We start from the raw sequence: 11,376 nt of genomic DNA, 5'->3' as shown, positions 1-11,376 counted from the left end.
CAATGTGGCACATTGCGATGCCGGGAGCGGGAGCCATCCACTCCATCAATGGCGCTCAAATGGCGAACCTTTTTTAGGATATCGCGCTCCTCCGACGCCCGCGCCAGATGACGCCTTTGCGAACTTCTTTTTCCAAGCGTAGAGCGAAGACAGGCTGACCCCGAGCCGCTACGACACCTCCCTGACCGGGTAGCCCCGCTCAATGATCTGCGCGACCGCGTTCCGCTTGAACTCCTCGCTGAACTTGCTGCTGCTCATCATGGCCTCCTTGCCTCAAAATTAGCGAAGAAGGCGTCCACGAGACACCGGGCTAGTCATAGCCGCGCTCGATGATCACGGCGATCCCCTGACCGCCGCCGATGCACATGGTCGCAAGGCCGTAGCGACCGCCGATGCGCTCAAGCTCGTAGAGCAGCTTGGTGAGGATGATCGCGCCCGAGGCGCCGACCGGGTGGCCAAGCGCCACCGCGCCGCCGTTCGGGTTCACCTTCTCGGTAGGTAGGCTCAGGTCAGCGTTGACGGCGCAAGCCTGCGCGGCGAAGGCCTCGTTCGATTCGATGACGTCGAGATCGCTCACCCGCAGGCCGGAGCGCTCCAGCGCCTGACGCGAGGCGGGCACGGGGCCCAGACCCATCACTTCGGGCGCGACGCCGCCCAGACCATAGGCGACGATCCGGGCCATCGGGGTGATGCCGCGCGCTTTGGCGGTCTCGGCCTCCATCAGCACCAGCGCCGCCGCGCCATCGTTGATCCCCGAAGCATTGCCGGCCGTGACCGAGCCATCCTTGGCGAAGACCGGGCGCAGCTTGGCGAGATCGGCTTCGGTCAGGCCCGGCCGCACATGCTCATCCGTGTCGAATGTCACCTCCTCGCGGCCACGGCGAACGGTCACCGGCAGGATCTGGTCCTTGAACCGGCCCTCTTCGATGGCGCGGGTGGCGCGGCGGTGGGATTCGACGGCAAAAGCATCCTGCGCTGCGCGGTCGATGTTGCCGCGCTTGGCGACATTCTCGGCGGTGACGCCCATGTGGCCGTTGCCGAACGGATCGGTGAGCGCGCCTAGCATCATATCGGTCGCCACCACGTCGCCCATCTTCTGGCCCCTGCGCGACTGTGTGAGCAGATGACCGGCGCGGCTCATGCTTTCGGCGCCGCCAGCCAGCGCGATGTCGCAATTGCCCAACAGGATCTGCTCGGCGGCGCTGACCACCGCCTGCAGTCCCGAGCCGCACAGGCGGTTGAGCGTCAGAGCCGGCGAGGTTTCGGGCACGCCGGCCCGCAGGGCGACGACCCGGGACAGATACATGTCCTCGGGCGCGGTGTGGATGACGTTACCGAACACGGTTTGCCCGACCTCCCCGGCCTCTATCCCCGCGCGGGAGATGGCCTCGCGGGCGACGGCGGCACCGAGGTCACAGGGGCTGACGCCAGCCAGCGCGCCGCCGGCATCGCCGATCGCGGTGCGGACGCCGGAGGCGATGACTACCGATTTGGTCATGGAATCTTCCTTCTGGTCTCGATTGTCGTGGTGGCGCGCAGGAGTGTGGCGTGCCGCGGCATCCGTGGTTCCGGTCACTCGCCGCCCGGTATCAGGCGGTGTCGCTCTCGGCCTTTTCAGCGGTGGTTTTTGTCGCCGCACCGCAGGCGGCCAAGACGATGTTCTGGACCATTGCGATGTAGCTATCGATGTGGACCTTGCGCCGACGGTACTTCGCTCGCTTGACGTACCAGTCTTGCAGCAGTGGCTTGGTCAGCGCGGCCATCAGCGGCGGCATGTCCGCCGAGAAGCTGCCGTCCTGCTGACCCCGGGCCAGAACCTCGGCGAAATAACTCTCGGTCAGCTCCTCGCTGTCGATGGCCAGTTTGCGTTCGGCGGCGGGGAAGTTCTTGGCCTCCATAAAGGAAAAGGTGAACCACGGCAGCATCACCTCGGTCAGGCGGATGTGGGTGTCGATCAGCCACAGCAGGTGGTCGCGCGGTGACTGCCGCACCTCGGCCGGCGGCTGGCCGAGGGCGGCCTCGACCGCGCCCGTGACCTCGGAGAGGATCATCTTGAGCAGCGTGTCCTTGCTGTCGAAGTAGGAATAGAGCCCGCCCATGCTGACACCCGACGCCCGCGACAGATCGCGCAGGCTCATGGCCTGAAACCCCTTCTTGTTCGACAGATCCAGCGCCGCGTTCAGAATCAACGCAAGCTTGCGCACCGCAAACTCGGGCTTCTGTATCGAGATGCTGTCGCGATTGTTCTCGAGCACCGACCGGCAGAGATCTTCGGTCGTGGGCAGATGAGTCCCGGCGGTTGTCATGCTGACATGTCTCCTGCTGAGGGCGAGGGAAATCGCTTCCAGACTGCAATGAAATTCTTGCCAGCACCAGAGGAGCCGTGCAACAAATATATCGAGCGCTCGTTCGAGAAATGGAGTCGATCGTGACAGGACAAGAACCGCAATCCGCGACGCGTGTGGGATTTGACCTTGCCGGCCGCACCGCCTTGGTGACCGGCGCGTCGTCCGGCCTGGGCGTGCATTTCGCCCGGATCCTTGCCGGGCATGGCGCGAAGGTGGCGGTGGCCGCCCGCCGGGTCGAGAAGGTCGCCACTCTCGCAGAAGAGATCACCGCCAGCGGCGGCGAGGCCGAGGCCCTGCGCCTTGACGTGACCGACGCCGCCTCGGTGGCCGAGGCTTTCGACGGGCGCTGCTTCGACATCGTCGTGAACAACGCGGGCATCGCCTTCAACGGTCCCGCGCTGGACACGCCCGAGCAGGACTGGCGGCAGGTGATCGACACCGATCTGACCGGCGTCTTTCTGGTGTCGCAAGCGGCGGCAAGGGCGATGGTCGCCGCGCAGCGGGGCGGCAGCATCATCAACATCGCCTCGATCCTGGGTAAGCGCGTGGCCGGTGGGCTGGCGGCCTATGCCGCGGCCAAGGCGGCGGTGGTGCAGCTGACCCGCGCCAACGCGCTGGAATGGGCTCGCCACGACATCCGAGTCAACGCGATCTGCCCGGGCTACATCGAGACCGACATCAACCGCGACTTTTTCGCGACCGAGGCAGGCCAGAAGCTGGTGCGCCGCATCCCCATACGCCGGCTAGGCCAGATGGAGGATCTATCTGCGCCGTTGCTGCTGCTGGCTTCGGATCACGGCCGGTTCATGACCGGCTCGGAGCTGGTGGTCGACGGCGGCCACCTAGTCACCTCACTATAAGGAACGCCCCATGGACTTCGCGATTTCCCCCGAGATTGAGGACTACCGCACCCGTATTTCCCGCTTTGTGGAAGAGGAAATCATTCCTCTCGAGGCCGATCGCAGCGCCTATGACGCCCATGGAAACATCAACGAAAAGCTGCTGGGAACGCTGCGCGACAAGGCCAAGGCCGCGGGGCTATGGTGCTTGCAACTCAAGCCCGAGACCGGCGGCATGGGGCTGGGCAAGGTCGGCATGGCCGTCTGCTACGAGGAAATGAACCGCTCGATCTTCGGGCCGGTGGTTTTCAACTCCGCCGCGCCCGACGACGGGAACATGATGGTGCTGGAACAGGCCGCAACCGATGCGCAGAAAGAGCGCTGGCTTGCACCCATCGTGGACGGGCGCGTGCGCTCGGCTTTCGCGATGACCGAACCGGGTCCGGGCTCCGGCTCCGATCCCTCGATGATGCTGACCAAGGCCGAGCGAAAGGGCGACAAATACGTCATCACCGGCCGCAAGTGGTTCATCACCGGCGCCGAGTCGGCGCAGCATTTCATCCTGATGGCGCGCACCTCCGACGATCCGCGCCGCGGGCTCACGGCCTTCCTCTTCGACCGGGACCAGCCCGGCTGGCACATCGACCGGCGTATCCCGATCATGGGCCCCGAGGAGCACGGCGGCCATTGCGAGCTGGTCTTCGACGGGCTGGAGATCGATGCCGATAACGTGCTGCTGGGCGAGGGGCTTGGCCTCAAGGTCACGCAGATGCGTCTGGGGCCGGCGCGCCTGACGCATTGCATGCGCTGGCTGGGCCTGTCCAAACGCTCTGTCGAAATCGCGCAGGACTACGCCTCTGATCGCCATGCCTTCGGCGAACGCCTGATCGAGCGCGAAAGTATCCGCCAGATGCTGGGCGATCTTGCCATGAAGATCGAGATCGGGCGGCTTCTGGTGATGAAGGCGGCCTGGGCGCTCGATCAGGGAAGCTATGCGCGCAAGGAGGTCTCGATGGCCAAGGTGCACGTCGCCAACCTGCTGCATCAGGCGGCCGACACCGGCATCCAGATCAACGGCGCCCGGGGCTATTCCACCGACACGCCGCTTGAATGGATCTACCGGTATGCCCGGCAGGCGCGTCTGGTCGATGGCGCGGACGAGGTCCACAGAATGGTTTTGGAGCGGTTCCTGAGCAAGGAGCACCGGGACTTCTGGAGTTGGGAGGTCGCCAAGAGCTGAATTCGGCCACCCAGTAAAACATCAAGGCATGAGGAGGTGCCGAACATGTTCGAAGACCTGCATCTTGCGGCCCGCGCCGCCAATTTCCGGCCCCTGACGCCACTTGATCTGTTGGACCGCGCGATTGAGGTGCATGGCGGACGTCCCGCCGTGGCATGGCACGACCATAGCTGGAGCTATGTGGAGTTCGGCGCGCTGGTTGCGCGCATGGCCGACTGGCTGCGTGCACAGGGCGTAGTGCGGGGTGACGTGGTCTCGGTCATGCTGACCAACCGGCCCGAGATGCTGGCCGCGCATTTTGCGGTGCCGGCGCTGGGTGGGGTACTCAATACGCTCAACACGCGGCTCTCGGCAGAGGAGATTGCCTATATTCTCGACCATGCCGGCAGCAAGCTCGTGCTGTGCGAGACACGGACCGCCGGGGCGCTTGCGGATGCGACCGTGCCGGTCACCCGGCTATGCGACGCGCCGGGCGAAGCCTCGGCAGATGGAAACGGCCTCGATCTCTTCGACGGTCCGGTCCCGGCGCTCGACTGGTCGGGCAATGTCTTGTCCGAGACCCAAGCCATATCGCTCAATTACACATCGGGCACGACGGGCCGCCCCAAGGGGGTGATCTGCACCCACCGCGGCGCCTATCTCAACGCGGTCGGCAACGTCATGTCGCTGGGGTACACCACGGCGACCAGCTACCTTTGGACGCTGCCGATGTTCCATTGCAACGGCTGGTGCCACACTTGGGCCGTCACCGCAGCCGGCGGCCTGCACGTCTGTCTGGAGCAGGTCGAGCCGTCGCCGATCCTCGAGCTCATTGACCGACACCGCGTCAGCCACATGTGCTGTGCGCCGGTAGTTCTTTACATGCTCCTCGACCACGACGGGGCCGGGCCTGCGCACCGGGTCAAGGTGATGACCGGCGGCGCCGCCCCCACGCCCACCCTGCTGGCGGGGATGGAGGAGCGGGGCTTCGACCTCGTGCATGGCTACGGTCTGACCGAAAGTTATGGGCCGGCCACGTTCAATGATCCCGGTGCGGATGCGCCCGGCACCATCGAGGCCCGCGCGGCGCTGCTGGCGCGGCAGGGCTACCGGCATTCCACCACCGGCGGCATCGCCGTTGTCGACGAGACAGGCAAGGAAGTGCCCCGCGACGGCATCACCGAGGGCGAGATCGTGCTGCGCGGCAACACGGTGATGGCCGGGTATTTCCGCGACGCCGAAGCGACCGAAGCCAGTTTCGCGGGCGGTCACCTGCACACCGGCGATCTGGCCGTGCGCCACCCCGACGGCCAGATCGAGATCCGCGACCGGGCCAAGGATGTGGTCATCTCGGGCGGCGAGAACATCTCGAGCATCGAGGTCGAAACCGTGCTTCACAAACATCCCGACGTGCTGCTGGCTGCCGTGGTCGCTGTGCCGCACGACAAGTGGGGTGAGACGCCTTGGGCATTTGTCGAGCCGCGCAGGGGCGCGAACCTGACCGGGGCCGATCTCGAGGCCTTCTGCCGCGAACATTTGTCGGGTTTCAAACGGCCGCGCCGCTTCGTCTTCGGTGAGCTGCCGAAGACCGCGACCGGCAAGATCCAGAAATTCCTGTTGCGGGAGACCGCCAAGAAGATGGTGACCCAATGAGCGATCTTGATGCTGCGGCGCTGCGCGACTGGCTGAGCCGCCACTTTCCCGAGGATGGCGGCCCTGACGCCGCGCTGGCGTTCGAACCGATCAGCGGCGGGCAATCGAACCCCACCTATTTCGTAACTTGGGGTCCGCGGCGGCTGGTGCTTCGGCGCAAGCCGGCGGGGGCGATCCTGCCCGGCGCCCACGCCATCGAGCGGGAGTTTCGTGTGCTCCGCGCGCTGGAAGGGACCAACGTGCCCGTTCCCCGCGCGCTGGTGCTTGAAGAAGATGCCGGGGTTCTGGGCACGCCCTTCTACGTGATGGAGCGGCTCGAGGGGCGCGTCTTCTCGGACTGCGCGTTGCCTGGGCTGAGCCCCGAGGAGCGGCGGGCGATGTACTTGTCCATGGCCGAGACGCTGGCGCGGCTTCACGCGGTGAGTCCCGACGAGGTGGGTCTGGGCAATTACGGTCGGCCCGGCGGTTATTTCGAGCGGCAGCTGAGCCGCTGGAGCGAGCAATATGCCAACTCGCCCGGTCCGCGCATCCCTGCCCTCGACCGGATGATGGACTGGCTACCCGCCAACATGCCCGCCGATGACGGTGCGGTCTCCATCGCCCATGGTGATTTCCGGCTGGGCAACATGATGTTTCACCCCACCGAGCCGCGGGTCATTGCGGTGCTTGACTGGGAGCTGTCGACTCTTGGCCATCCGCTGGCAGATCTGGGCTTCTGCGTCATGCCCTGGCAGACCGCGCCGGACGAATACGGCGGCATTCTGGGCCTCGACCATGCGGCGCTCGGCATTCCCTCCTGCGAGGAGTTCGTGGCTTTTTACCACGCCCATGCCTGCCCGACGGCGGAACTCACCCGCTTCCACCTGGCCTTCGCGCTTTTTCGTTTCGCGGTGATTTTCGTGGGCATCGCCGACCGCGCCGGGGCGGGCAACGCCGCCTCGGACGAGGCGGCAGAGCTGGGCCCACTGGCCGAGCGCTTCGCCATCCGCGCCATGCAGGCGGCTGGTCTCGATCTGCCGGACGAGGCGGTTTCGAGCCGATAGGCCAAGACCCGAAAGGTCGTGACATGACACTGCTCCGACGTATCGAAGATTTCAATGTGCTGATCGGCAAGGCGGTGTCCTTCCTGATCTGGATCGGCATCGTCGTTCTGTGCTGGGAGGTGGTCGCCCGCTATGTCTTCGGCGCGCCCACGATCTGGGCGCATGGCTACACCCAGCGCATCTTTGGCGCCTATTTCGTGATGGTGGGCGCCTATACGTTCATCCGCCGCAACCATGTCCGCGTCGACTTGCTGCTGGGCACCCGGTCGCCGCGGTTCAACGCCTTTCTCGATCTGGTCAACTGCGCCTTTCTCATCATCTGGGGCGTCGTTCTGGTCTGGGAGGGCTACTGGCTGTTCGACGACGCCTGGCGCTACAACGAGCTGGATGACAGCGTGCTGCGCCACCCCATGTGGCCGATCAAGCTGTCGCTGTTTCTCGGCGCCCTGCTCATTACCGTCCAGGGGGTGATCGAAGCGGTCCGCTCGCTGGTGCTGATCATAAATCCCGATGCTGACATTCGTCCTGCCGAAGCGCAGAGGAGTGAATTTCCATGAGCGCTGAAATCCTCACGATCGGCATGTTCGGAATGGTGCTTGTCGCCATCATGTGCGGCGTATCATTGGCCTTCGCGATGGGCGGCACCGCCGTCATCTTCGGCCTGCTGACCTTCGGCAGCTACGGCATGTATTCGATCGTCACGACGATGTTCGGCTCCATGTGGTCGATCCTGCTGTCGGCGATCCCTCTGTTCGTCTTCATCGGCGTGGCACTGGCACGCTCAAAGATCGCGCATGATCTCTATCACGCTTTTTATCTTTGGTCGGGCCGCACCAACGGCGGCCTGCTGCTGGGCACGGCAGGGTTCGCCGCAACGCTTTCGGCGATGACCGGAAGCTGTGCCGCCTCGACCATGACGACCGGCTTGGTCGGGATCCCGGCGATGGACAAACGCGGCTACGACCGCTCCTTCGTACTGGGCACCATCGGCGCCTCGGGAACGCTGGGCATCCTTATCCCACCGTCGATCACGCTAATCGTCATTGGCATGCAGACCGGCCAGTCCGTCGGTCGGCTGTTCTTGGGCGGCCTTGTCTCGGGGCTGCTGCTGCTGGGCATCTTCCTCGCCTATGTCGCAATCCGCAGCTACATGCGGCCCGAACTGGCGCCGGGCGCCGCCGAAGTGGCGCCGCTGTCCGAACGGCTGCGCGCCCTGCGCTCGGTCTTCTTGCCGCTGGTCATCATCCTGTCGGTGCTGATCTCGATCTTCGCCGGCATCGCCACCCCGACCGAGGCCGCCGCCGTCGGTGCCGCAGCCGTAGTCATTTCGGTCGCGATCCGGCGTGAGCTGAACTGGAGCTACATCAAGGACGTCAGCTACGAGACCGCTGCGATGACCGGGATGGTGATCTGGATCGTCTTCGGTGCCAGCGCTTTCATCGCTGTCTACGGCGGGGCGGGGGGTACAGCCTTCATGCAGAACTTCCTGCGCGGTCTCGACGTGTCGCCGATGATGATGATCGTGATCCTGCAGGCCGTGACGCTGGTGCTGGGCATGTTCCTCGACCCCATCGGGATCATCCTGCTGATGCTGCCGATCTTCTTTCCCATCGTGGTCGAACTCGGCTTCGACCCGATCTGGTTCTGCATCCTGTTCCAGCTGAACCTGTGCATCGGATACATCTCACCGCCTTTCGGCTACAACCTGTTCTACCTGAAGATCCTGAGCCCAGAGACGCCGATCAGCGCGATCTACCGCTCTATCACCCCCTTCTTCCTGCTCATGCTTCTCACCGGGGCGCTGATTTTCCTGTTCCCGCAAATCATCACCAGTTTCACCGATCTTCCGAAGCGGCTCTGACCTGCTTCGGCAGCCGCCGCCCCGCAGGAGGAGTTATGCGGAGCGGTCCCTTAACGATAGTGGAGGACCAAACATGACCTTGAACAAGCAGTCGCTTTCCCGGCGAAACCTTCTGACCGCAGGTGCGGCAGCGGGTGTCGGCTCGGTTCTGGCCGCGCCTGCGGCCATCGCCCAGGGCAAGACCACTTGGCGGATGCAGACCCACTGGCCCACGGGCAATTGGTACTACGAGGACGTCTTCGTCAATTTCGCCAACCGCGTGACCGAGGCCACCGGCGGCGAGCTGACCATCGAACCCGTCCAGAACGATGGCATCGTGCCCACCAGCGAAGTACTGAACGCGGTCCGCCGCGGTCTGCTGGAAAGCGCCTTCATCTACCCGTCTTACTGGATGGGCCGGATCCCCGTCGCGGGCCACCTCAACGGCAACATCGGCACCTTCGGCAGCCACGAAGAGATGCACATGTTCATGTACGAGATGGGCGCGCTGGACATTATCCGCGAAGCCTATGCCGAGCAGGGTATCTATCAGGCGGGCCCCGTCTCCTACGCCGGTCTGGCGCTCTACTCCAATCGCCCGCTGGTGACCAAGGAAGACTTTGCCGGCTGGCGGGTGCGCTCCACAGGCACCGCCGCGATGGTGTTCGAGAAGATGGGCGCCTCGCCCGTGTCGATCCCGGGCGGCGAGCTTTATCAGGCGCTGCAAACCGGCGTCGTCGAGGGGGCGCACTGGGGCTCGATCTCGACCGGCTGGGGCATGAACTTCCAGGAAGTGACCAAGTACATCGTCCAGCCCGATCTGGTGAGCCAGCTGAACGGCGAGGTCATGGTCGGCATGGAACCGTGGAACGCCATAGGCGACGATTTGAAGGCGACCTTCAACGAGGTCGTCCGCGCCACCAGCGCCGATGCAAGCGCTCACTTCCTGCATCAGGACCTCGTGCGCAAGGACGAGTTCGTCAACGAGCTTGGCGGCGAGATCACCAATCTAGAGCCTGCCGTGGTCGAGGAGCTTCGCGCCAAGTCGATGGAAGTGGTCGACGAGTTCGCCGAGCGTGATCCCAACTACTCGGGCCGCGTGGCCGAGCTGCTGCACGAATTCATGCGTCTGACCGGCAAGGCCTGATCCGACAAGGCGGGGGCCCATCGCGGGCCCCTGGCCACCTTTCCGTCATGTCGCCCTCCGGGCGATGCGCAAAGCCGGGTTTTCATACCGACGCCCGGGCACATGCCCCAAACGCCGAGGCTTGACGATGCAACTTCCCGATACCATGCGCGTGGTCGAAATCTCCGAATACGGTGCGCCCGAGGTGCTCAAGCCCGCCACCCGGCCCGTTCCGCAGCCCGGTCCGGGGCAGATCCTGATACGCCTAAGCCATGCCGGTGTGAACCGTCCCGACGCGTTGCAGCGCGCGGGCAATTACGCGCCGCCCCCCGGAGCCTCGCCCCTTCCCGGGCTTGAAGGCGCGGGCCATGTGGCCGCTTTGGGCAAGGGCGTGACCCGCTGGCAGGTGGGTGACGCGGTGACCGCGTTGCTGCCCGGCGGCGGCTACGCGGAGTATGCCTTGACCCATGCCGACCACGCCCTGCCGGTGCCCGAGGGCCTGTCGATGGAGCAGGCCGCTGCACTTTGCGAGACCTATTATACGGTCTGGACCAACGTCTTCATGCGCGGCGGTCTTGAGGCGGGGGAGCGATTTCTCGTCCATGGTGGCTCGTCTGGGATCGGCACGACCGCCATCCAGCTTGCCGCGCTGCGCGGCGCACGGGTCTTCGCCACCGCCGGATCGCTGGCTAAATGCGAGACTTGCAAGACGCTGGGCGCGGAACGCGCCATCAACTACCGCGACGAGGATTATGTCGAGGTCATGAAGGCCGAGGGCGGTGCGCAACTCATCCTCGACATGGTGGGCGGCCCCTATGTGGCCCGCAACTTGGATGCCTTGGCAAATGACGGGCGCCTTGTGCAGATCGCCTTCCTGCAAGGCGCCGAGGTGAAGCTCAACATGACCCAAGTGATGACCCGGCGGCTGACGATCACCGGCTCTACCCTGCGGCCCCAGAGCGATGCGGCGAAGGCCGGGATCGCCGAAGCGCTGATGAAAGAGGTCTGGCCGCATCTGGAGGCGGGTCGTATCGCGCCGGTGATGGACTCGGTCTACCCTCTGGAAAAGGCCGCCGAGGCCCATGCGCGGATAGAGACCTCCGAGCATATCGGCAAAATTGTTCTGCAGGTGGCCTGACGCCATGACCGCCATGGTCGCAACCGCTGACTCCGGCCCGCCGCAAAGCCATTGGCTGACCGCACCGGACGACCCCGGCCTTCGCTTGCACCTTGCGGCGTGCGGCGACTCGGCGGAGCGTCCGCCGGTGCTATTCGTGCATGGCGCTACCTTTTCGGGGCGGATGTTCG

Annotated in this window: 10 protein-coding genes and 1 pseudogene; 8 read left to right on the top strand and 3 right to left on the bottom strand. The window is 65.0% G+C overall.

Annotated elements, in window-relative coordinates; genetic code table 11:
- Window positions 1–102: 102 nt before the first annotated feature.
- The 3 genes and pseudogenes from AADJ02_RS10250 to AADJ02_RS10240 form a co-directional block, all read right to left on the bottom strand.
- Window positions 103–261 (bottom strand): annotated as a pseudogene (locus AADJ02_RS10250) (transposase); the annotation flags it as partial.
- 49 nt (window positions 262–310) lie between these two features.
- The gene (bktB, locus tag AADJ02_RS10245; protein ID WP_341212903.1) at window positions 311–1,498 is read right to left on the bottom strand and encodes a beta-ketothiolase BktB; all 1,188 of its coding nucleotides are present in this window, start codon (window positions 1,496–1,498) and stop codon (window positions 311–313) included.
- Between the two features lie 91 nt (window positions 1,499–1,589).
- A complete protein-coding gene (locus tag AADJ02_RS10240; protein WP_341212902.1) occupies window positions 1,590–2,306 on the bottom strand; it encodes a TetR/AcrR family transcriptional regulator in 717 nt (238 codons plus the stop codon).
- 122 nt (window positions 2,307–2,428) lie between these two features.
- Here AADJ02_RS10240 and AADJ02_RS10235 point away from each other — a divergent pair, with 122 nt between their 5' ends.
- The 8 genes from AADJ02_RS10235 (at window position 2,429) to AADJ02_RS10200 (ending at window position 11,206) form a co-directional block, all read left to right on the top strand.
- Window positions 2,429–3,208: an SDR family oxidoreductase gene (locus AADJ02_RS10235; RefSeq protein ID WP_341212901.1), complete on the top strand. Its 780-nt coding sequence runs from the start codon at window positions 2,429–2,431 to the stop codon at window positions 3,206–3,208.
- A 10-nt stretch (window positions 3,209–3,218) separates the two neighbouring features.
- Entirely contained in the window at window positions 3,219–4,427 is a 1,209-nt protein-coding gene (locus tag AADJ02_RS10230) for an acyl-CoA dehydrogenase family protein (RefSeq protein ID WP_341212900.1), read from the top strand.
- A 45-nt stretch (window positions 4,428–4,472) separates the two neighbouring features.
- Window positions 4,473–6,059, top strand: coding sequence for an AMP-binding protein (locus AADJ02_RS10225; RefSeq protein ID WP_341212899.1), 1,587 nt, complete (start codon window positions 4,473–4,475; stop codon window positions 6,057–6,059).
- The gene (locus AADJ02_RS10220) at window positions 6,056–7,102 is read left to right on the top strand and encodes a phosphotransferase family protein (protein ID WP_341212898.1); all 1,047 of its coding nucleotides are present in this window, start codon (window positions 6,056–6,058) and stop codon (window positions 7,100–7,102) included. Before AADJ02_RS10225 ends, AADJ02_RS10220 begins: the two co-directional genes overlap by 4 nt.
- A gap of 23 nt (window positions 7,103–7,125) precedes the next feature.
- A complete protein-coding gene (locus AADJ02_RS10215) occupies window positions 7,126–7,659 on the top strand; it encodes a TRAP transporter small permease subunit (protein WP_341212897.1) in 534 nt (177 codons plus the stop codon).
- Entirely contained in the window at window positions 7,656–8,963 is a 1,308-nt protein-coding gene (locus tag AADJ02_RS10210; RefSeq protein ID WP_341212896.1) for a TRAP transporter large permease subunit, read from the top strand. Before AADJ02_RS10215 ends, AADJ02_RS10210 begins: the two co-directional genes overlap by 4 nt.
- Before the next feature lie 73 nt (window positions 8,964–9,036).
- The gene (gene dctP, locus AADJ02_RS10205; protein ID WP_341212895.1) at window positions 9,037–10,089 is read left to right on the top strand and encodes a TRAP transporter substrate-binding protein DctP; all 1,053 of its coding nucleotides are present in this window, start codon (window positions 9,037–9,039) and stop codon (window positions 10,087–10,089) included.
- 127 nt (window positions 10,090–10,216) lie between these two features.
- Window positions 10,217–11,206: an NAD(P)H-quinone oxidoreductase gene (locus tag AADJ02_RS10200; RefSeq protein WP_341212894.1), complete on the top strand. Its 990-nt coding sequence runs from the start codon at window positions 10,217–10,219 to the stop codon at window positions 11,204–11,206.
- Window positions 11,207–11,376 lie beyond the last annotated feature (170 nt).

It is taken from the genome of uncultured Limimaricola sp., assembly GCF_964022235.1.
Taxonomy (GTDB): Bacteria; Pseudomonadota; Alphaproteobacteria; order Rhodobacterales; family Rhodobacteraceae; genus Limimaricola.
The sequence above is the reverse complement of the archived record's forward strand: the minus strand, read 5'-3'. Positions and strand labels throughout refer to the sequence as shown.

What these genes read in the sequence shown, in the direction of transcription:
- dctP (WP_341212895.1), top strand. Translation starts at nt 9,037, where the DNA reads ATGACCTTGAACAAGCAGTCGCTTTCCCGGCGAAACCTTCTGACCGCA.
- AADJ02_RS10210 (WP_341212896.1), top strand. Translation starts at nt 7,656, where the DNA reads ATGAGCGCTGAAATCCTCACGATCGGCATGTTCGGAATGGTGCTTGTC.
- bktB (WP_341212903.1), bottom strand. Translation starts at nt 1,498, where the DNA reads ATGACCAAATCGGTAGTCATCGCCTCCGGCGTCCGCACCGCGATCGGC.
- AADJ02_RS10220 (WP_341212898.1), top strand. Translation starts at nt 6,056, where the DNA reads ATGAGCGATCTTGATGCTGCGGCGCTGCGCGACTGGCTGAGCCGCCAC.
- AADJ02_RS10200 (WP_341212894.1), top strand. Translation starts at nt 10,217, where the DNA reads ATGCAACTTCCCGATACCATGCGCGTGGTCGAAATCTCCGAATACGGT.
- AADJ02_RS10225 (WP_341212899.1), top strand. Translation starts at nt 4,473, where the DNA reads ATGTTCGAAGACCTGCATCTTGCGGCCCGCGCCGCCAATTTCCGGCCC.
- AADJ02_RS10240 (WP_341212902.1), bottom strand. Translation starts at nt 2,306, where the DNA reads ATGACAACCGCCGGGACTCATCTGCCCACGACCGAAGATCTCTGCCGG.
- AADJ02_RS10215 (WP_341212897.1), top strand. Translation starts at nt 7,126, where the DNA reads ATGACACTGCTCCGACGTATCGAAGATTTCAATGTGCTGATCGGCAAG.
- AADJ02_RS10230 (WP_341212900.1), top strand. Translation starts at nt 3,219, where the DNA reads ATGGACTTCGCGATTTCCCCCGAGATTGAGGACTACCGCACCCGTATT.